This window comes from Streptomyces sp. CHD11, from assembly GCF_018638295.1.
In the GTDB taxonomy this organism is placed as follows: domain Bacteria; phylum Actinomycetota; class Actinomycetes; order Streptomycetales; family Streptomycetaceae; genus Streptomyces.
Genome location: NZ_JABTTS010000022.1, coordinates 16,050 through 35,285 on the forward strand (window position 1 = coordinate 16,050; position 19,236 = coordinate 35,285).

The 19,236-nt window shown below is 69.9% G+C and carries 19 protein-coding genes; all 19 read right to left on the reverse strand.

Annotation, left to right across the window (positions count from 1 at the left end; translation table 11 throughout):
• Positions 1 to 46 precede the first annotated feature (46 nt).
• Entirely contained in the window at positions 47 to 1,600 is a 1,554-nt protein-coding gene (gene dacB, locus HTV45_RS21105) for a D-alanyl-D-alanine carboxypeptidase/D-alanyl-D-alanine-endopeptidase (RefSeq protein WP_251692495.1), read from the reverse strand.
• A gap of 119 nt (positions 1,601 to 1,719) precedes the next feature.
• Positions 1,720 to 2,169, reverse strand: coding sequence for a DUF2550 domain-containing protein (locus tag HTV45_RS21110; protein ID WP_215207391.1), 450 nt, complete (start codon positions 2,167 to 2,169; stop codon positions 1,720 to 1,722).
• 128 nt (positions 2,170 to 2,297) lie between these two features.
• Positions 2,298 to 2,675, reverse strand: coding sequence for a F0F1 ATP synthase subunit epsilon (locus HTV45_RS21115; RefSeq protein WP_215207392.1), 378 nt, complete (start codon positions 2,673 to 2,675; stop codon positions 2,298 to 2,300).
• A 132-nt stretch (positions 2,676 to 2,807) separates the two neighbouring features.
• Complete coding sequence (atpD, locus tag HTV45_RS21120) at positions 2,808 to 4,244, reverse strand: F0F1 ATP synthase subunit beta (RefSeq protein WP_215207393.1); 1,437 nt, start codon at positions 4,242 to 4,244, stop codon at positions 2,808 to 2,810.
• The gene (locus HTV45_RS21125; RefSeq protein WP_215207394.1) at positions 4,241 to 5,185 is read right to left on the reverse strand and encodes a F0F1 ATP synthase subunit gamma; all 945 of its coding nucleotides are present in this window, start codon (positions 5,183 to 5,185) and stop codon (positions 4,241 to 4,243) included. The genes atpD and HTV45_RS21125 overlap by 4 nt, the downstream gene beginning before the upstream one ends.
• A gap of 21 nt (positions 5,186 to 5,206) precedes the next feature.
• A complete protein-coding gene (atpA, locus tag HTV45_RS21130) occupies positions 5,207 to 6,796 on the reverse strand; it encodes a F0F1 ATP synthase subunit alpha (protein ID WP_215207395.1) in 1,590 nt (529 codons plus the stop codon).
• A gap of 135 nt (positions 6,797 to 6,931) precedes the next feature.
• On the reverse strand, positions 6,932 to 7,747 hold the full coding sequence (locus HTV45_RS21135) for a F0F1 ATP synthase subunit delta (RefSeq protein WP_215207396.1): 816 nt from the start codon (positions 7,745 to 7,747) through the stop codon (positions 6,932 to 6,934).
• On the reverse strand, positions 7,744 to 8,289 hold the full coding sequence (locus HTV45_RS21140) for a F0F1 ATP synthase subunit B (RefSeq protein WP_215207397.1): 546 nt from the start codon (positions 8,287 to 8,289) through the stop codon (positions 7,744 to 7,746). The genes HTV45_RS21135 and HTV45_RS21140 overlap by 4 nt, the downstream gene beginning before the upstream one ends.
• A gap of 44 nt (positions 8,290 to 8,333) precedes the next feature.
• Positions 8,334 to 8,564, reverse strand: a complete 231-nt coding sequence (atpE, locus tag HTV45_RS21145) for an ATP synthase F0 subunit C (RefSeq protein WP_215207398.1) — start codon at positions 8,562 to 8,564, stop codon at positions 8,334 to 8,336.
• 66 nt (positions 8,565 to 8,630) lie between these two features.
• Positions 8,631 to 9,467, reverse strand: coding sequence for a F0F1 ATP synthase subunit A (gene atpB / locus HTV45_RS21150; RefSeq protein WP_215207469.1), 837 nt, complete (start codon positions 9,465 to 9,467; stop codon positions 8,631 to 8,633).
• Positions 9,468 to 9,677: 210 nt separating this feature from the next.
• Entirely contained in the window at positions 9,678 to 10,127 is a 450-nt protein-coding gene (locus HTV45_RS21155; protein ID WP_215207399.1) for a hypothetical protein, read from the reverse strand.
• 375 nt (positions 10,128 to 10,502) lie between these two features.
• Positions 10,503 to 11,867, reverse strand: a complete 1,365-nt coding sequence (locus HTV45_RS21160; RefSeq protein WP_215207400.1) for an MraY family glycosyltransferase — start codon at positions 11,865 to 11,867, stop codon at positions 10,503 to 10,505.
• Between the two features lie 137 nt (positions 11,868 to 12,004).
• Positions 12,005 to 13,243, reverse strand: a complete 1,239-nt coding sequence (glyA, locus tag HTV45_RS21165; RefSeq protein ID WP_215207401.1) for a serine hydroxymethyltransferase — start codon at positions 13,241 to 13,243, stop codon at positions 12,005 to 12,007.
• A gap of 100 nt (positions 13,244 to 13,343) precedes the next feature.
• Positions 13,344 to 14,021, reverse strand: coding sequence for a protein-tyrosine-phosphatase (locus HTV45_RS21170; protein WP_215207402.1), 678 nt, complete (start codon positions 14,019 to 14,021; stop codon positions 13,344 to 13,346).
• Positions 14,018 to 14,665: an L-threonylcarbamoyladenylate synthase gene (locus HTV45_RS21175; RefSeq protein WP_215207403.1), complete on the reverse strand. Its 648-nt coding sequence runs from the start codon at positions 14,663 to 14,665 to the stop codon at positions 14,018 to 14,020. Before HTV45_RS21175 ends, HTV45_RS21170 begins: the two co-directional genes overlap by 4 nt.
• Before the next feature lie 53 nt (positions 14,666 to 14,718).
• The gene (gene prmC, locus HTV45_RS21180) at positions 14,719 to 15,564 is read right to left on the reverse strand and encodes a peptide chain release factor N(5)-glutamine methyltransferase (protein WP_215207404.1); all 846 of its coding nucleotides are present in this window, start codon (positions 15,562 to 15,564) and stop codon (positions 14,719 to 14,721) included.
• Between the two features lie 34 nt (positions 15,565 to 15,598).
• A complete protein-coding gene (prfA, locus tag HTV45_RS21185) occupies positions 15,599 to 16,675 on the reverse strand; it encodes a peptide chain release factor 1 (RefSeq protein WP_215207405.1) in 1,077 nt (358 codons plus the stop codon).
• Positions 16,676 to 16,780: 105 nt separating this feature from the next.
• Entirely contained in the window at positions 16,781 to 17,002 is a 222-nt protein-coding gene (gene rpmE / locus HTV45_RS21190; RefSeq protein WP_016438250.1) for a 50S ribosomal protein L31, read from the reverse strand.
• 226 nt (positions 17,003 to 17,228) lie between these two features.
• A complete protein-coding gene (locus tag HTV45_RS21195; protein WP_215207406.1) occupies positions 17,229 to 19,025 on the reverse strand; it encodes a trypsin-like serine protease in 1,797 nt (598 codons plus the stop codon).
• Positions 19,026 to 19,236: the final 211 nt, after the last annotated feature.

A 19,236-nucleotide genomic window follows, 5' to 3' on the forward strand; every position in this document is an offset into this window, starting at 1 on the left:
GGACGCCGCCGTCCGGGGGCGGTCCCGCGTTCGGCGGACCCGGGAATCAGGTGTTGCAGCCGTTGACCGAGGCGGCGAGACCGTCCAGGGCGTCCTTGATGTCGTCGTTCGGGGCGGTGGAGCCGTTCTCGACGAAGGAGAAGACCTTCCAGCGCCCGTCCTCCCCCTGTGTGATGCCGCTCAGGGCGATCGCGCCGGTGAGGGTGCCGGTCTTGCCGCTGACCTCCCCCACCGCGCACTGCGAGTCCTCGGTGTCGAACCGGCCCCACTCGGGCCCCAGCGTGCCGCCCTCCTCACCGGCGACGGGCAGACCGTCCGCGACGTGCTTCAGTACGCCGGCGTAGCGGGGGTCGGTGGTCAGGTCGAGGATGTCGGCCAGGGTCCGCGCGGGGATGCGGGTGGCGCGGGACAGCCCGCTGCCGTCGTACATCTCGAAGTTCTCCATGGACACGCCGTACGTGCCGCTCAGCACGTCCCGCACGACCGCCGTGCCGTCCTCGAAGGTGGCCGTGCGGCCGGCGCCGAGCGCGGTGCTCCGCAGCAGCGACTCGGCGATGTTGTTGTCGCTCACCTTGAGCATGTGCTTCACGATCGTGGACAGCGCGTCGGACCGGTGCTCGGCCACGAGGGCGTCCCTCTCCCCGGCCACCCCGCGGGTCACCTCGCCGCCGACCGTGACACCCCGGTCGGCGAGCAGCCCGGCGAAGACCTCACCGGCGTCCAGGGCGGTGTCCTCGACGGCCCGTCCGTCCACCACCAGGGCACGGACCGGCGCGACCTCGTTCGGGTGGTAGTCGGCGTTCCAGCCGGTGGCGAGGGTGGGCTCGGGGAAGAGGCTGTCGTCGACGCGGACCTCCACCGAGGTGAGACCGGCGTTGTCCAGCCCCGCGACCGCGGCGTCGGCCAGCGCGCCCAGGTCCTCGGTGGTCAGCGTGCGGTCTCCCCCGCCGACGAGGGTGAGCGTGCCGTCCGCGTAGACGACCTGGGTGGTGAACCTGTGGTCGGGGCCGAGGACGGTCGACGCGGCGGTGGCGGTCGCCAGTTTGGTGTTGGAGGCGGGCATCAGCGCGGTGTCCGCGTTGTGGTCCCAGACCACCTCGTCCGAGGCGGCGTCGATGACCACACCGCTGAGCTCGGTCCCCAGCCGGGGGTCGTCGATCCGCGCGTCGAGGGCGTCGGCGATGATCTGGTCCACGGTCCGGTCGTCGGGGGCGGTGTCGCTCGCGCCGGGCCTGACGGATTTCACGAACGTCGGCCCGTCCTCGGCCGTCCCGTCCGTCCCGTCCGACCCGTCGGTCCCGTCGGTCCCGTCGGTCTCGGAGGGGACGGCGAGGCGCTCGACGACTCCTTCCGCGCCGTCGTTCTCCGCCCCGGTGGCGCTCTCGCCGGCCTCCTCCGGGTCCGTCGGGAGCACGTTCACATGGGAGTGCTGCCGGGGGGTCGATCCGCCGTCGGCGGCGAACGCGGACGGCGCGGACAGGATCGTCGCGGCGATGGGGGCGGTCGCCGCTATCACGATCGCCCGGCGGGCCGTCGGACGCATCTCTTTGGGCTTGCGGTGGCGGCCGCTGCCGGCGGCCGCACGCGAAGTGCTGTGCATGGAGGGGGCCTCACTTGGGATGAATCGGAACCAGACGTCCGAGCGACGTCCCAAGTACAAACGCGGGCCCACCGAAATGGTTCAACGTCACGGCTGAACAGTCGCCGCGTTACGCGATTTCAGGCCACATTCACCCGCTGGCCCGGCGGGGCCGCCTCGAGCCACGCGAGGAAACCGGTCAGCGCGTCCTCGCTCATGGCGAGCTCGAGACGCGTCCCCCGGTGCAGACAGGCGAGGATCACCGCGTCCGACAGCAGCGCCAGTTCCTCCTCGCCCTCGGGGACGCGGCGCCCGGCCACCTCGATCGCGGAGCGCTCCAGGACGCGGCGCGGGCGGGGCGCGTACGAGAAGACGCGGTACCACTCGACCCGGTCGCCGTTGTAGCGGGCCACCCCGTACGCCCAGCCCTTGCCGCCGGAGTCACCGGCCGTCTCCGGCGCGTCCCAGCGCAGGCTGCAGTCGAAGGTGCCGCCGGAACGCTGGATGAGCCGGCGGCGCAGAGCGAAGACGAAGAGTCCCGCCACCACGAGCACCACGACAGTTCCGCACACAGTCAGAGCGAGGACCATCGACACCGACCTCCTCGTCTCCTAGGTAACGGAACGGAAAAATCATCCAGATCTGCCTCAGCCGCGACCGGCTCCGGATCGCTCCGGTGCCGGCCGCGGCTGAGTGACGTCAACTCATCGGGCTGGTATCAACGCCCCGCCGTCGCCGCCCGCAGGCGGACGTCCGCGCGGCGCCCGGCCTCGGGATCGTTCTCCGCCTTCGCGCGGGCGATCTCCTGCTCCACGCTCTTGACGTCGATCTCGTCCGCCAGCTCGGCGGTCTCGGCCAGCAGCGACAGCTTGTCGTCCGCGAACGAGATGAAACCGCCGTGCACCGCGGCGACGACGGTCCCGCCCTCGCGCGTACGGATGGTCACCGGGCCCGACTCCAGCACACCGAGCAGCGGCTGGTGACCGGGCATGACGCCGATGTCGCCGGACGTGGTGCGCGCGACGACCAGGGTGGCCTCGCCGGACCAGACCTCTCGGTCGGCCGCGACCAGCGCGACGTGCAGCTCAGCAGCCAAGGTGGCTCCTCGGGTCACCACCCGGCGGTTGTGCCGGGTGTTGGTTACAAGTCTAGTGGGCAAGGAGGAGGGGGCGGGACGCAGCCCGCCCCCTCAGGAGTGAGTCGTGGGACTCACTTCGCAATCCGGGGGTCAGGAGACGCCCAGCTCCTTCGCGTTCTTCTTCAGGTCCTCGATGCCACCGCACATGAAGAACGCCTGCTCCGGGAAGTGGTCGTACTCACCGTCGCAGATCGAGTTGAACGCGGCGATCGACTCGTCCAGCGGCACGTCCGAACCGTCCACGCCGGTGAACTGCTTGGCGACGTGGGTGTTCTGGGACAGGAAGCGCTCCACGCGACGGGCACGGTGGACGACGAGCTTGTCCTCCTCGCCGAGCTCGTCGATACCGAGGATCGCGATGATGTCCTGCAGGTCCTTGTACTTCTGCAGGATGTTCTTCACGCGCAGCGCGGCGTTGTAGTGGTCCGCCGCGATGTACCGCGGGTCGAGGATGCGGGACGTCGAGTCCAGCGGGTCCACGGCCGGGTAGATGCCCTTCTCCGAGATCGGACGGGAGAGCACCGTCGTCGCGTCGAGGTGGGCGAAGGTGGTGGCCGGGGCCGGGTCGGTCAGGTCGTCCGCGGGGACGTAGATCGCCTGCATCGAGGTGATCGAGTGACCACGGGTCGAGGTGATGCGCTCCTGGAGGAGACCCATCTCGTCGGCCAGGTTCGGCTGGTAGCCCACCGCGGAGGGCATACGGCCGAGCAGGGTCGACACCTCGGAGCCCGCCTGGGTGAAGCGGAAGATGTTGTCGATGAAGAACAGCACGTCCTGCTTCTGGACGTCACGGAAGTACTCGGCCATGGTGAGGCCGGCCAGCGCGACGCGCAGACGGGTGCCCGGGGGCTCGTCCATCTGGCCGAAGACCAGGGCGGTCTTGTCGATGACGCCCGACTCGCTCATCTCGTCGATGAGGTCGTTGCCCTCACGGGTGCGCTCACCGACACCGGCGAACACCGACACACCGTCGTGGTTGTTGGCGACGCGGTAGATCATCTCCTGGATGAGCACCGTCTTGCCGACGCCGGCACCGCCGAACAGACCGATCTTTCCACCCTTGACGTACGGGGTGAGAAGGTCGATGACCTTGACGCCGGTCTCGAACATCTCGGTCTTCGACTCGAGCTCGTCGAAGTTGGGCGCCTTGCGGTGGATCGGCCAGCGCTCGCCCGTGTACTCCTCGTCGGAGTTCAGCACCTCACCGAGGGTGTTGAACACCTTGCCGGTGGTGAAGTCACCGACCGGCACCGAGATGGCGGAGCCGGTGTCGGTCACCGGGGCCTGGCGGACCAGACCGTCGGTGGGCTGCATGGAGATGGTGCGGACCAGGCCGTCACCGAGGTGCTGCGCGACCTCGAGGGTCAGCGTCTTGAGCTCGCCGTCCTTGGCCGGGTCGGCGACCTGGACATGCAGCGCGTTGTAGATCTCCGGCATCGCGTCGACGGGGAACTCCACGTCGACGACCGGGCCGATGACCCGGGCGACGCGGCCCGTGGCCGTCGCGGTCTCAACAGTGGTGGTCATGAGTTGTCACTCCCCGCGTTCGCGTCGGCCAGGGCACTGGCGCCACCGACGATCTCGCTGATTTCCTGGGTGATTTCGGCCTGGCGGGCCGCGTTGGCAAGACGGGAGAGCGTGTGGATCAGCTCGCCCGCGTTGTCGGTGGCCGACTTCATCGCGCGCCGCGTGGCGGCGTGCTTCGAAGCGGCCGACTGGAGCATCGCGTTGTAGATCCGGCTCTCGACGTACCTCGGCAGCAGAGCGTCGAGGACGTCCTCCGCCGAGGGCTCGAAGTCGTACAGCGGACGGACCTCGTCCTTGACGGCGCCCGCGGCGTCAGCCGCAGATGTCTCTGCCTGCGCGACCTCTTCGAGGCGCAGGGGCAGCAGCCGGGAGCCGATCGCCGTCTGCGTCATCATCGAGACGAACTCGGTGTAGACGATGTGGAGCTCGTCCACGCCGCCGTCGGCCGTCTCGGTCTCGATGGCCTCGATCAGCGGCGCCGCGACCTTCTTGGCGTCCGCGTACGTGGGCTCGTCGGTGAAGCCCGTGAACGTCTCCGCGATCTTGCGCTCGCGGAAGTTGTAGTGGGCCACACCGCGCCGGCCGACGATGTACGTGTCGACCTGCCGGCCCTCGCGCTCCAGGCGCTCGGTCAGCTGCTCCGCCGCCTTGATGGCGTTGGAGTTGAAGGCGCCGGCCAGACCGCGGTCGCTCGTGAGGAGCAGGACCGCGGCACGGGTCGGGTTCTCCGCCTCCGTGGTCAGCGGGTGCTTGGTGTCCGACCCGGTTCCGACCGCCGTGACCGCGCGGGTGAGTTCCTGCGCGTACGGCGTGGAGGCCGCCACCTTGCGCTGCGCCTTGACGACGCGCGAGGCGGCGATCATCTCCATCGCCTTGGTGATCTTCTTGGTCGCGGTGACGGATCGGATGCGACGCTTGTAGACCCGGAGCTGGGCTCCCATGAGTCAGGTCCCTTCCTTACGTCACTTGGCGGCGGACGGGGCGTCCTCGCCGAGCAGCTTGCCGTCGCTGGTCTCGAACTGCTTCTTGAACTCCGCCACGGCGTCGGCGATCGCCTGGATCGTGTCGTCGGACATCTTGGCGCCCTCGCGGATGGAGGTCATGAGGCCCTGCTCCTTGCGGTGCAGGTACTCAAGGAGCTCCTTCTCGAAGCGGCGGATGTCGGCGACCGGCACCTCGTCCATCCGGCCGGTGGTGCCGGCCCAGACGGAGACGACCTGGTCCTCGGTGGCCATCGGCTCGTACTGGTTCTGCTTCAGCAGCTCGACCATGCGCTGACCGCGCTCCAGCTGCGCCTTCGACGCGGCGTCCAGGTCGGAACCGAAGGCGGCGAACGCCTCCAGCTCACGGAACTGGGCGAGGTCCACGCGCAGACGGCCGGAGACCTGGCGCATCGCCTTGTGCTGGGCGGAACCGCCGACTCGCGAGACGGAGATACCGACGTTCAGCGCGGGGCGCTGACCGGCGTTGAACAGGTCCGACTCCAGGAAGCACTGGCCGTCGGTGATGGAGATGACGTTGGTCGGGATGAACGCCGACACGTCGTTGGCCTTGGTCTCGACGATCGGCAGACCGGTCATCGAGCCGGCGCCCTCCGCGTCGGAGAGCTTGGCGCAGCGCTCCAGCAGGCGGGAGTGCAGGTAGAAGACGTCGCCCGGGTAGGCCTCGCGCCCCGGCGGGCGGCGCAGCAGCAGCGACACGGCGCGGTAGGCGTCGGCCTGCTTCGACAGGTCGTCGAAGATGATCAGGACGTGCTTGCCCTCGTACATCCACTGCTGGCCGATGGCCGAGCCGGTGTACGGCGCCAGGTACTTGAAGCCGGCCGGGTCGGAGGCCGGGGCGGCCACGATGGTCGTGTACTCCAGCGCGCCGTTCTCCTCCAGCGCGCCGCGTACGGACGCGATGGTGGAGCCCTTCTGGCCGATGGCGACGTAGATGCAGCGGACCTGCTTCTTCGGGTCGCCGGAGCGCCAGTTGTCACGCTGGTTGATGATCGTGTCGACGGCCAGGGCCGTCTTGCCGGTCTGGCGGTCGCCGATGACCAGCTGACGCTGGCCACGGCCGATCGGGGTCATGGCGTCGACGGCCTTGTAGCCCGTCTCCATCGGCTCGTGCACCGACTTGCGCTGCATGACCGTGGGGGCCTGCAGTTCGAGGGCGCGGCGGCCCTCGGTCTCGATCTCGCCGAGGCCGTCGATCGGGTTGCCGAGCGGGTCGACCACACGGCCGAGGTAGCCCTCGCCGACGGCGACGGACAGGACCTCGCCGGTGCGGGTGACCGGCTGGCCCTCCTCGATACCGCTGAACTCACCGAGGACGACGCAGCCGATCTCGCGCTCCTCGAGGTTGAGGGCGAGGCCGAGGGTGCCGTCCTCGAACTTCAGCAGTTCGTTGGCCATGGCCGAGGGCAGGCCCTCCACCTTGGCGATGCCGTCGCCGGCAAGGCTGACCGTACCGACTTCCTCGCGCGAGGCCGCGTCCGGCTTGTACGACTGGACAAAGTTCTCCAGCGCGTCCCGGATCTCCTCCGGCCGGATCGTGAGCTCCGCCATCTGAGTTCCCTGCTCTCCTTGTTGGGCCCGAAGTTTCACTTTGGGGGGATGGGGACTCCCCCCTGAAAGAGGTGAATCCTCTGCACGGCCCAACCAGGGCCGTAATTGCGTACTGCTGATGAAGTGGTGTGGTGCTCAGCTCGCCAGCCGGCGGCTCGCGTCCTCGAGCCGGTCCGCCAGGGAACCGTTGATGACCTCGTCACCGACCTGCACCCGGATCCCGCCGACGACCGAGGGGTCGACGTCGAGGTTGAGGTGCATCCGGCGGCCGTAGAGCTTCGCGAGGGCTTCGCCCAGGCGCTGCTTCTGCCGGTCGCTCAGCGGCACCGCGGAGGTGACGACGGCCACCATGCGGTCCCGGCGCTCGGCGGCGAGCTTGGACAGGGACTCCAGTCCCGACTCCAGGCTACGTCCCCGGGGCGCGGTCACCAGACGCGTCACCAGACGCTCGGTGGCCACGTTCGCCCTGCCCCCGAGCAGGCCGCGCAGCAGCTCGCTCTTGGAGGAGACCGGGGCGTTCCGGTTGGTCAGCGCGGCGCGCAGCTCGTTGCTCGAGGAGACGATCCGGCCGAACCGGAACAGTTCGTCCTCGACGTCGTCGAGCGCGCCGGCCTTCTGCGCACCGGTGAGGTCGGCGACGTCCGCCAGCGCCTCCAGCGCGTCCACCAGGTCGCGGGACTGCGACCAGCGGGAGCGCACCAGGCCGGCCACCAGGTCCGCGGCCGGGCCGCTGACCTGCGAGCCGAGCAGACGCCGGGCCAGTTCGGCCTTGGCCTCTCCGGCCTGCGCCGGGTCGGTGAGGACCCGGCGCAGCGACACCTCGCGGTGGAGCAGCGCGGTGACGGAGGCCAGCTCTTCGGCGAGCGAGCCGGCGTCCACGGACGTGGAGTCCGTCAGCGCGTCGAGACGCTCACGTGCGGCTGCCAGGGCCTCGCGGCTCGCTCCGTTCATCGTGCGGCCTCGGCCTTCTGGTCGAGGTCGTCGAGGAAGCGGTCGATCACACGGCTCTGCCGGGCGTGGTCCTCGAGGGACTCGCCGACGAGCTTGCCGGCCAGGTCGGTGGCGAGCTTGCCGACGTCCTGGCGCAGCACGGACGCCGCCGCCTTGCGGTCCGCCTCGATCTGCGAGTGACCGGCGGCGATGATCTCCTCACGCTGCCGCTGGCCTTCCGCGCGCATCTCGGCGATGAGCGTGGCGCCCTGCTCCTGCGCCTCCTGGCGCAGGCGCGCGGCCTCGTGCCGGGCTTCGGCGAGCTGAGCCTTGTACTGCTCAAGGACGCTCTGGGCCTCGGTCTGAGCGGCCTCGGCCTTCTCGATACCGCCCTCGATGGCCTCACGGCGCTCGTCCAGAACCTTGTTGATGTTCGGGAGGAGCTTCTTGGCGAGGAAACCGAAGACGATGACGAAGGCGAGCAGGCCGATGACGAGCTCGGGGATCGGCGGGACGAGGGGGTTCTGACTCTCCTCGGCCGCGATATGAAGCAGTGTGCTCATATCAGAGTGCCTTTCGTCTGGTGGGCCGGTCGTGGATCAGGTGATTACCGGCCGTAGACGAACGGCATGACCAGACCGATGAGGGCGAGCGCCTCACAGAAGGCGAAGCCGAGGATCTGGTTGGCACGGATCAGGCCGGCGGCCTCGGGCTGGCGGGCGAGGGCCTCGGTGCCCTTGCCGAAGATGATGCCGACGCCGATGCCGGGGCCGAACGCGGCGATGCCGTAGCCGATGGAAGCGATCGAGCCGGTGACGGCGGCCAGGGTGTAGGACATTCCGGTTCTTCCTTTTCTTCACGGACCGGTGGGGGTGGCCACCGGACGAATGGGGGTGCGGGACGCTCAGTGCTGCTCGGCGAGCGCGCCCTGGATGTAGGTAACGGTCAGCAGGACGAAGACGTACGCCTGCAGGGCCTGGATGAAGAGCTCGAAGGCGGTCATCACCAGGACCATGAGGAACGAGACCCCGGCGTAGGCGATGCCGACGCCGTTCAGCAGGTACCAGCTGGCGATGGTGAACAGCACCAGCAGGATGTGGCCCGCGAACATGTTCGCGAAGAGTCGCACGGCGTGGGTGAAGGGCCGCACGAGCAGGTTCGAGAAGGCCTCGATCAGCATGACGACCGGCAGGGCCGCACCGAGCGACTTGTCGTAGCCGGTGAAGTTCTTCAGGGCCCCGACGAAGCCGTGCTTCCTGAAGGTCAGCGAGACCCACACGACGTAGACGATCAGCGCGAGCGCCATCGGGTACGCGATGACCGAGGTCACCGGGAACTGGGCGAGCGGGATGATCGACCAGAGGTTCATCATCCAGACGAAGAAGAACAGGGCGACGACGAACGGGACGTACTTCTCGCCCTCGCGCTTGCCCATCGTCTCGTAGACGACGCCGCGGCGGACGAAGTCGTAGCCGGTCTCGGCGACCATCTGGAGCTTGCCGGGGACGACCTTGGGCCGGCGGAAGGCCGCCCAGAAGAAGCCGATGATGACGATCGAGCCGAGCAGGGCCAGCAGCATGGGCTTGTTGAAGTACACGTTGCTGTCGCCGTCACCCCAGAGGGGCTCGAACAGGAACGAGTGCAGCCCGGGAGACGGGAAGCCACAGCCGTCGAAGATGTGGCAGTCGGTCTCGAAGGCGAGCACCTGTGTCGGGTCAGCACTCACCGCGGGCTCCTTCAGCGTGGCGCATGGATTCGGCAACCTCGTGGTGTCGGCGCGGCGCGGGGCCGCGGTACGGCACGGGACTGGTGTTACGGATGGGAGGGCGGCGGTGGGGCATCTCGCCTCGCGATGTGACAGGCGTCAGCTCGGATGCCCGCGCCCGCGATGCCGCAGTTGGCACCGGACGATAGCACCGTCCGTGGTGCTGCTTTATCCCGGCCCTACGACTCACGCCGGCCGCTCCGACGTGTCCGTCTTGTCCGCCCCGCTCGCGGCCGTCGCCGGCTCGGGGTCCACGTAGAAGGTCTTGGCCTTCATCGTGGCCCGTGCCTGCGCGGCGACCCAGGTGAGGGTGGCGACGAGCAGCGAGAGGGCGAAGACCTGTGGGTGGAACAGGGTCGTGTCCTTGAAGAGGGCGATGAAGACGAAGATCACCAGGATCTGCGTCATGTACATCATCAGCCCCATCGCCTGGAACAGGTGCGGCACCGACTTGGCGATCCACTGGAGGACGAACAGGCCGGTCCCCATGAGAAGGATCACAAGCAGTGCCCCGATGGCCGCTCCGGTCACCCCCTGGCCGCCTTCGACGGCACCACCGACCGCGACCGCGACCGCACCGACGGCAGCGGTGGGGACGGCAGCCTGGATCAGGATCCGGACGTCGTTGGACGGCATGACAGAACTCCGCTTTGAACAGGGGGCATGAGGCGCATGAGATGTCGTCGAGGACGAGCGTAGTCCCCCGGATGGAGTGGTTTACCTCCGGCCGACGAACCGTCGCACCACGGTTCCGCGGCCCTCTCCGGCGAGACTCGTGAACGGTATCACAAACTATTTGATGCAGTCTTTACCTAGTGGGCGTGCAGAACATCACGCACCGGAGTGAACCCGCTCGCCAGGACCCACATCGGGGCGGCTTGTCTGGTATTGAGGCGCTTCGCACCCCCAAGGGTGCCCCATCGCAGTCCCACGACTTGGCAATGCTCTAGCCGGATTCTTACCTTGACCGTGATGTCCGCGAGGCACCCCTCAGCGGGAGCGCGCACCCCTCTAGCGGGAGCTGCCGGCCTTCCCCCGGTCGGCCAGGTGCACGCCGCGGCTGAGGGCGGTGGCGCCGTTGACGCCCGAGACACCGGCGGCGACCGGGGCGCGGGGGGCGTCCTCCTCCTCCGGGCTGCCGGGGCCGTCAGGGCCGTCAGGGCCGTCAGGGCCGTCGGGGGTCCCGGGCACCTCCGCCTCCACCGCGGCCCTGCGCCGGTAGCGCGGGGGGACGACCGCCTGCGCCCAGCGGGGCGCGCGCGGGGTGAACCGGGGCAGCAGGAGCAGCAGCAGGCCGAGGGCGCTCAGCACCACGACGCTCAGCACGATCCACATGGACGCCGAGTTCACCGAGTAGGTGAGCGCGCCGAAGGCGATCAGCGCCGACCAGAAGTACATGATCAGCACCGCCCGGCTGTGCGAGTGGCCGATCTCCAGCAGCCGGTGGTGCAGATGGCCCCGGTCGGCCGCGAACGGCGACTGGCCGCGCCAGGTGCGCCGCACGATGGCCAGGATCAGGTCGGCGGCCGGCACCGCGATGATGGTCAGCGGCAGCAGCAGCGGGATGTAGACCGGCACCGTCTGGTGCACGGCCTCCTTCTCCGAACCGGCGAACAGCTTCAGCGCGTCCGGGTCGACCTGCCCGGTGACGGAGATCGCGCCGGCCGCCAGCACCAGGCCGATGAGCATCGAGCCGGAGTCGCCCATGAAGATCCGCGCGGGATGCATGTTGTGCGGCAGGAAGCCCAGGCACATGCCCATCAGGATGGCCGAGAACAGCGTCGCCGGGGCGGCCGCCTCGATGCCGTACGAGTACCAGATGCGGTAGGCGTACAGGAAGAACGCCGCCGCGGCGATGCACACCATCCCGGCCGCGAGACCGTCCAGTCCGTCGACGAAGTTGACCGCGTTGATGGTGATGACAACCAGCGCGACCGTCAGCAGGGTGCCCTGCCACTGGGTGAGCGCGACCGAGCCGACGCCCGGGATCGGCAGCCACAGGATCGTCAGACCCTGCACGACCATCACACCCGCGGCGATCATCTGGCCGCCCAGCTTGATCAGGGCGTCGATCTCGAACTTGTCGTCCAGGACGCCGATCAGCCAGATCAGCGCCGCCCCGGAGAGCAGCGCCCGCGGCTCGTTGGACCGTTCGAAGAGCTGGTTGAGATTGGTGAGGTGGTCGGCGACCAGCAGGCCCGCGCACAGGCCGAAGAACATCGCGATACCGCCCAGCCGCGGAGTGGGTTCCCGGTGCACGTCACGGGCCCGGATCTCCGGCATCGCCCCGGCCACGATCGCGAACTTCCGTACCGGCCCGGTCAGCAGGTACGTCACCGCCGCCGTGACGCAGAGCGTCAGCAGGTATTCACGCACAGGCTTCCCCACAGGTCTCGCTGGCCATCACAGCCCCACACCCTAGCGAGGCGCGCATACGGGTGGGGACTTCCGGGTAGCGACGATAGTTGCACGTGTGCCTGTGCATCCGGTGCGTCTACCCCGTGAGGGCCCCTTCAGCGCGGGTACGGGGGAAACGCGGCCGCCAGTTCCCGTACGTCCTCCCGGGCCCGCACGGGGTCCGTCCCGCCCCGCAGCACGCTCGCCAGCAGTCCCCCGACGAACGTCATCTCCCGGGTGCCCATGCCCTGGGTGGTCACGGCCGCGGTGCCCAGGCGCAGCCCGCGGGCGTCGTCGTGCGGAAGCGCACAGGAGTCCAGGACCAGCCCGGCCGCCGCGAGCCGGCCGCGCGCGGCGCGTCCGTCGACGCCGAGCGGGGCCGGGTCGGCGGTGATCAGGTGGGTGTCCGTACCGCCGGTGGTGACGGCCAGCCCCTCGGCGGCCAGCGCCGCGGCCAGCGCCCGCGCATTGGCGACCACCTGGTGCGCGTACGCGGCGAACGCCGGGGCCGCCGCCTCCCCGAACGCCACCGCCTTGGCCGCCACGGTGTTCATCTGGGCACCGCCCTGGGTGAAGGGGAACACCGCACGGTCGACGCGCCCGGCCAGCTCGCGGCCGCACAGGATCAAGCCGCCGCGCGGGCCCCGCAGCACCTTGTGCGTCGTCGCGCACACGATGTCCGCGTACGGCACCGGACTGGGCGCCACTCCCCCGGCGACCAGGCCCATGGGGTGCGCGGCGTCCGCGATGAGACAGGCGCCGGCCTCGTCGGCGACCTCCCGGAAGAAGGCGTAGTCGATGTGGCGGGGGTAGGCGATGGAGCCGCAGACGATCGCCTTGGGGCGGTGCGTACGGGCCAGGGCGCGCACCTGCTCGTGGTCGATGAGCCCGCTCTCCGCGTCCACGCCGTAGCCGACGAAGTCGAACCAGCGGCCGGAGAAGTTGGCGGGCGAGCCGTGGGTGAGGTGACCGCCGTGCTGCAGGCCGAGGGCGAGCACGGTGTCGCCGGGGCGCAGCAGGGCGGCGTAGGCGGCGAGTACGGCGGACGAGCCGGAGTGCGCCTGCACGTTGGCGTGCTCGGCGCCGAACAGCGCCTTGGCACGCTCCACGGCGAGGCGCTCGGCGGCGTCCGCCATCTCGCAGCCGCCGTGGTGCCGGTTGCCCGGGTATCCCTCGGCGTACTTGTTGGCGAGGGGCGAGCCGAGGGTGGCCAGCACGGCCGGCGACATGAAGTTCTCGGCGGCGATCAGCTGGAGCGTGGTCGACTGCCGCTCCCGCTCCCCGAGCAGCACCTCGGCCAGCTCGGGATCCTGCCGCCGCAGTACATCGGCCTCAAGAACATGACTGACCGCCATCACGAACTCCCGGGACGTCGACACGGACGTACGCCCAATGTAGGCCGCCCCCACCGACGCCGCCCCCGCTGCTCCCTCCACCGCCCCCGCAGCCGGGCGCCTACGCCCGCGTCCGCACCCCGGTCAGCGCCGTGACGACAGGATCCAGCGCCTCGTATATCTCCACCCCGATGGACTGGAAGAACGGCAACGGCGCCCCGTACGGGTCGTGCACCTCGTCCGCCTCGGCGGTGGGCGCCAGCAACCACCCCCGCAGCGCCGCGGCCGCCCGCACCAGAGCCCGCGCCCGCATGACCAGCCCCTCGTCCAGCGAAGGCAGCGTCGCCGGATCGATGGCGTTGACCAGCCGCGTGAACTCCTTCAGCGTGAACGTCCGCAGCCCCGCCGAATGCCCCATGGAGATGACCTGCGCCCGATGGTCCCGCGTAGCGGTCAGCACCAGATCCGCCCGGATCACATGGTCATCCAGCAGTTCCCGCCCCACGAAGCCGGAGGCGTCCGCCCCGAACTCCCCCAGCACGGTCTCGGCGTGCGCCTCCATCGCCGCACCCTCGTGCCCCCAGGTGCCCGCGCTCTCCACGATGAGCCCGCCGCCCAGGATCCCCAGCCGCTGGCTCACGAAATGCCGGGTCAGCCGCTCGGTGATGGGCGAGCGGCACACGTTTCCGGTACTGACGTGGAGGATGCGGAAGGTGTCGCGCGGAAACCCGAAGGTGGTCGTCATCTCCGCGCCGGATTCTTCGATGCCTATGCCACGCCCCGCCTCAGGGGCCGTCAATTCGCCACCTCGAGGTCGGGTACCACCTTGCGCAGCTCGTCCGGCGAGATCGCGCCCTCGCGCAGCAGCACGGGCACGGGACGGGTGACGTCGACGATGGAGGAGGGCACGTTGCCCGGGGTGGGCCCGCCGTCGAGGTACACGGAGACGGAGTCGCCGAGCATCTCCTGCGCGGCGTCGCAGTCCTCCGGCGCCGGGTGGCCGGTGAGGTTCGCCGACGAGACGGCCATCGGCCCGACCTCGGTGAGCAGCTCGATGGCGACCGGGTGCAGCGGCATCCGTACGGCGACGGTCCCCCGGGTGTCCCCGAGGTCCCACTGCAGGGACGGCTGGTGCCGGGCGACGAGCGTCAGCGCGCCCGGCCAGAAGGCGTCGACCAGTTCCCAGGCCATCTCGGAGAAGTCGGTCACCAGCCCGTGCAGCGTGTTCGGGGAGCCGATGAGGACGGGCGTGGGCATGGTGCGGCCCCGGCCCTTGGCCTCCAGCAGATCGGCGACGGCCTCCGAGGTGAACGCGTCGGCGCCGATGCCGTACACCGTGTCCGTCGGCAGCACCACGAGCTCGCCCCGGCGGACGGCGGACGCGGCCTCGCGCAGACCGGTCGCGCGGTCGGTCGCGTCGTTGGTGTCGTATCGCCGGGCCATCTGGCGGACCTCCTCGTACGGGTGCTGCCGGGGGGATGAAGTATGCGGGACGCTCACGGCAGGGCCTTGCGGGCGGTGGCGAACCGGGGTCGCTTGTTCAGGTCGGGGTGGTCGGCCGCGTCGGCCCATCCGCGTTCCTCGGCGAAGATCCACGGGACCTGTCCGCCCTGGGTGTCGGCGTGCTCGACGACGACCACTCCGCCGGGGCGCAGCAGCCGGTGCGCGGTGCGCTCCAGGCCGCGGATCAGCTCGAGCCCGTCCTCGCCGGAGAACAGCGACAGCTCGGGGTCGTAGTCGCGGGCCTCCGGGGCGACGTACTCCCACTCGGTGAGCGGGATGTAGGGCGGGTTGGAGACGACCAGGTCGACCTGCCCGTCGAGGTCGGGAAACGCCGTCAGGGCGTCTCCCTGGCGCAGTTCGACCCTGGACCCCTCCATGTTCCGGCGCGTCCACGTCAGGGCGTCCTCGGACAGCTCCACGGCGTGCACGCGCGAGCGCGGCACCTCCTGCGCCAGCGCCAGCGCGATGGCCCCCGAGCCGGTGCACAGGTCGACGATGCAGGGCTCGACGACGTCCATCGCCCGCACCGCGTCTATCGCCCAGCCGACCACCGACTCCGTCTCGGGCCGCGGCACGAACACCCCGGGACCGACCTGGAGCTCCAGATAGCGGAAGTACGCCCGTCCGGTGATGTGCTGGAGCGGCTCGCGGGCCTCGCGGCGGGCGATGACCTCCCAGTACCGGGCGTCGAAGTCGGAGTCCTTCACACCGTGCAGCTCGCCGCGCTTGACGCCGTGCACGAACGCGGCGAGCTCCTCCGCGTCGGTGCGCGGCGAGGGCACGCCGGCGTCGGCGAGCCGCTGGGTGGCCTGGGCCACCTCGGCGAGCAGCAGGTTCACTGGTCCTCCGGACTGTCTTCGAGGGTCACGCGGCTTACGCGGCGGCGAGCTTGGCGGCCGAGTCCGCGTCGACGCAGGCCTGGATCAGCGCGGCGAGGTCGCCGTCGAGGACCTGGTCCAGGTTGTACGCCTTGAAGCCGACGCGGTGGTCCGAGATGCGGTTCTCCGGGAAGTTGTACGTACGGATCTTCTCGGAGCGGTCGACGGTGCGGACCTGACTGCGGCGGGCGTCCGCGGCCTCCCTCTCCGCTTCCTCCTGCGCCGCGGCGAGCAGCCTGGAACGCAGGATACGCAGGGCCTGCTCCTTGTTCTGCAGCTGGCTCTTCTCGTTCTGGCAGGAGGCGACGACTCCGGTCGGGATGTGCGTGATGCGCACGGCGGAGTCGGTGGTGTTGACGGACTGCCCGCCCGGTCCGGAGGACCGGTAGACGTCGATGCGCAGGTCGTTGGGGTTGATCTCGACATCGACCTCCTCCGCCTCGGGCGTCACCAGGACACCCGCCGCGGAGGTGTGGATACGGCCCTGCGACTCGGTGGCCGGCACACGCTGCACGCGGTGCACGCCGCCCTCGTACTTCAGCCGCGCCCACACACCCTGGCCGGGCTCGGTGGCGCCCTGGCCGCCCTTGGTCTTCACCGCGACCTGGACGTCCTTGTAGCCGCCCAGCTCGGACTCGGTGGCGTCGATGATCTCGGTCTTCCAGCCGACGCGCTCGGCGTAGCGCAGGTACATGCGCAGCAGGTCGCCGGCGAACAGGGCGGACTCGTCGCCGCCCGCGCCCGCCTTGATCTCGAGGATGACGTCCTTGTCGTCGCTGGGGTCACGCGGGACGAGGAGCAGACGCAGCTTCTCGGTGAGCGTCTCGCGCTGCTGCTCCAGCTCCTTGACCTCGGCGGCGAAGTCGGGGTCGTCGGCGGCGAACTCGCGCGCGGTCTCGATGTCGTCGCCCGTCTGCTTCCAGGAGCGGTACGTGGCGACGATCGGGGTGAGCTCGGCGTAACGCTTGTTCAGCTTGCGCGCGTTCGCCTGGTCGGAGTGGACCGACGGATCGGCGAGCTTCGTCTCCAGGTCGGCGTGCTCGGCGACGAGTTCCTCGACGGCCTCGAACATCTTGGGCTCCTGCTGGTACGTGGGTGAAGGGCGGGCGACCAAAAACGCCGGTCCCGGCCTGCCCCCGGGCGGGGGCGCGGCCGTGGACCGGCGATCGGTGACTCGCTACTTCTTGGAGCCGGCGGCCTTGCCGAAGCGGGCCTCGAAGCGGGCCACACGGCCACCGGTGTCGAGGATCTTCTGCTTGCCCGTGTAGAACGGGTGGCACTCGGAGCAGACCTCGGCACGGACGGTGCCGCTGGAGATCGTGCTGCGGGTGGTGAACGACGCGCCACAGGTGCAGCTGACCTGCGTCTCGACGTACTCGGGGTGGATGTCGCGCTTCAAGGTGTCTCCTAGGTTCGGGAGGGCGCCGGGTCGCCACCGCTCGGTGCGGAAGCGTGAACCGGGGCCGACGTACCAGTCTGCCAGGACTGGGGCCATCCCCCAAAACGAGGGGTGGCGCCGGTGTATTCCTGTGGACGGCCGGCCGTCACCGCGGCCTCCCGGCACGACGGAGGTCCGGCGGGTGAGCGGTGCGCGCACCGCTCACCCGCCGGACCTGCCGAAGGCGTCAGCCGAAGATGTCGTAGTGCTGGAAACCCGTGCCGACGGAGACCCGGGTGGAGAAGAACGGGGCGGTGTTCTTTCCGGTGCCCCGGTACTGGTACATCGTGCCGCCGGGGGTGCGGGCCAGGAGGTCCGCCTTGCCGTCACCGCTGACGTCACCGACCGTGACCAGGTCGTTGAACGTGGTGTTCTTCCAGGTGGTCAGCTTGACCCGGCCGCCGAAGGATCCGGCGCCGGCCTTGCCCGTGCCCTTGTACAGGTACACGTCGCCGTTGCTCCGGTAGCGGGCGATCAGGTCGGTCCTGCCGTCACCGGTGAAGTCGCCGTGGCCGCCCAGGAAGTTGAACGCGTTCCAGCCGCTGCTGCCGGTCTTCAGCCGGGCGGAGAAGGAGCCGTTGCCCTTGCCCGGGTAGGTCCACAGCACGCCGGCGGAGTCCACCATCAGCAGGTCGGGCACGTAGTCACCGGTCACATCGCCCGGGGTGATGATCTGGTTGACGGACTTCCAGTTCCTGACGAGCAGCTTGGTGGACCAGTCGCCGGTGGAGATGACGTAGTGGGACCAGTAGACGTTGCCGTTGTCACCGCGCCGGTACACCAGGTCCTGGTAGCCGTCGCGGTCGAGGTCGGTCTGCAGGACGAGGTCGACGCCGCTCCAGTCCCCCCACGACTCGTTGGCACCGAAGGAGCTGCTCCTGGAGTTCCTGGAGTAGCCGACCCCCGTCGACTTGTGGCGCAGCCACAGGTCGGCCCGGTGGTCGCCGTTGATGTCGGTGTCGTCCACGCGCGGGTAGGTGACGCCGACGTAGTCGGTCACCTTGGTGAAGACGCTGTAGGCGCCCTCCGCCACGCAGTCCACGACGCCCCAGGAGACGACGCCCACGATCCGGTTGTTCACGACCAGCGGACCGCCGGAGTCGCCGTTGCAGGCGGAGGTGGTGCCCTCGTCACTGCCGCTGGCGGGCTCACCGGCACAGACCATGTGGCCCTTGACGAAGTCGCTGCCCCAGGCGTCGGTGCACGTGGCGTCCGACTGGATGGGCAGCGTGGCCGTCTTCAGCGTCTCGGAGATGGCCTGGCTGGTGGAGCTGGTGCGGCCCCAGCCGTAGACCTTGGCGTTGGTCCCGGCGGCGTACGAGGCGGTGTCGCCGGCGGTGGTCATGCGGATCGGGGTGGCCCGCACGGGCGCGGGCAGGGTGAGCAGCGCTATGTCGTTGTCGATGGTGTTCGCGTTGTACCGCGGGTCGTTCCACTGCCGCCAGACACCGCTGACGGTGCCGCCGTGCAGGTCGCCGTCGGCCGAGGGGAGCTGAGCGGTCCCCGTGACGATGGCGCCGTTGTTGTGCCAGTCGTAGCCCTTGGCACAGTGCGCGGCGGTGAGGATCTTCGTCGGCGCGACGACGGCGCCGCTGCAGAAGAAGCCGATGTCGTCGCCGGTGCCGGAGGTGCCCCGGTCGTCGTAGTAGTGCAGCTGCGCCATCCAGGGCGCCGAGGTGATGCTGGTGGTGCTGCCCCCGATGATCTTCGCGTCGATGGCGGAGTCGGGGTTCGCGTTCTTGCTCAGCGACGACTTGTTCGTCTGGCCCGCGATGTCGTCACCCGCCATGGCGCCCACGACGCGGCGCGTCAGCTCGTCGAGCGACGGCGTCTCCATCGCGGGGTTGACGGTCGGCTGCGGCAGCGCGGGCGAGGCGCCGGCGGGCGAGGCCAGCAACGCGGCGCCGACCGCCGCCGCGACACCGGCCGCGGCGATACCGTACCCACGTCTGTGCCGTCCGCCCCCGGACAGGGATGTACCCATGCAATTCCCCCCTCGGAATGGTGAGTTCGGGCCCGATCAGGATCTTGGAAAACGGCCCGAAGCAGCGTGATCGTACACCTGTCCGACGACACATGAACACGGATATGGCCGTCCTGTGAACAGGACGGCCATCCGGGCGCCTCCGGAGGGGACGGGAGGTATCCAGCTTGTCGGCGCGCGCGGCGGGTGGGCGCGCGCGTGCGTGCGCGGG

Coding starts and splice junctions, on each gene's coding strand:
- dacB (WP_251692495.1), bottom strand. CDS start 1,600: ATGCACAGCACTTCGCGTGCGGCCGCCGGCAGCGGCCGCCACCGCAAG.
- HTV45_RS21110 (WP_215207391.1), bottom strand. CDS start 2,169: ATGGTCCTCGCTCTGACTGTGTGCGGAACTGTCGTGGTGCTCGTGGTG.
- atpD (WP_215207393.1), bottom strand. CDS start 4,244: ATGACCACCACTGTTGAGACCGCGACGGCCACGGGCCGCGTCGCCCGG.
- HTV45_RS21125 (WP_215207394.1), bottom strand. CDS start 5,185: ATGGGAGCCCAGCTCCGGGTCTACAAGCGTCGCATCCGATCCGTCACC.
- atpA (WP_215207395.1), bottom strand. CDS start 6,796: ATGGCGGAGCTCACGATCCGGCCGGAGGAGATCCGGGACGCGCTGGAG.
- HTV45_RS21135 (WP_215207396.1), bottom strand. CDS start 7,747: ATGAACGGAGCGAGCCGCGAGGCCCTGGCAGCCGCACGTGAGCGTCTC.
- HTV45_RS21140 (WP_215207397.1), bottom strand. CDS start 8,289: ATGAGCACACTGCTTCATATCGCGGCCGAGGAGAGTCAGAACCCCCTC.
- atpE (WP_215207398.1), bottom strand. CDS start 8,564: ATGTCCTACACCCTGGCCGCCGTCACCGGCTCGATCGCTTCCATCGGC.
- HTV45_RS21155 (WP_215207399.1), bottom strand. CDS start 10,127: ATGCCGTCCAACGACGTCCGGATCCTGATCCAGGCTGCCGTCCCCACC.
- glyA (WP_215207401.1), bottom strand. CDS start 13,243: ATGGCGGTCAGTCATGTTCTTGAGGCCGATGTACTGCGGCGGCAGGAT.
- HTV45_RS21175 (WP_215207403.1), bottom strand. CDS start 14,665: ATGGCCCGGCGATACGACACCAACGACGCGACCGACCGCGCGACCGGT.
- prfA (WP_215207405.1), bottom strand. CDS start 16,675: ATGTTCGAGGCCGTCGAGGAACTCGTCGCCGAGCACGCCGACCTGGAG.
- HTV45_RS21195 (WP_215207406.1), bottom strand. CDS start 19,025: ATGGGTACATCCCTGTCCGGGGGCGGACGGCACAGACGTGGGTACGGT.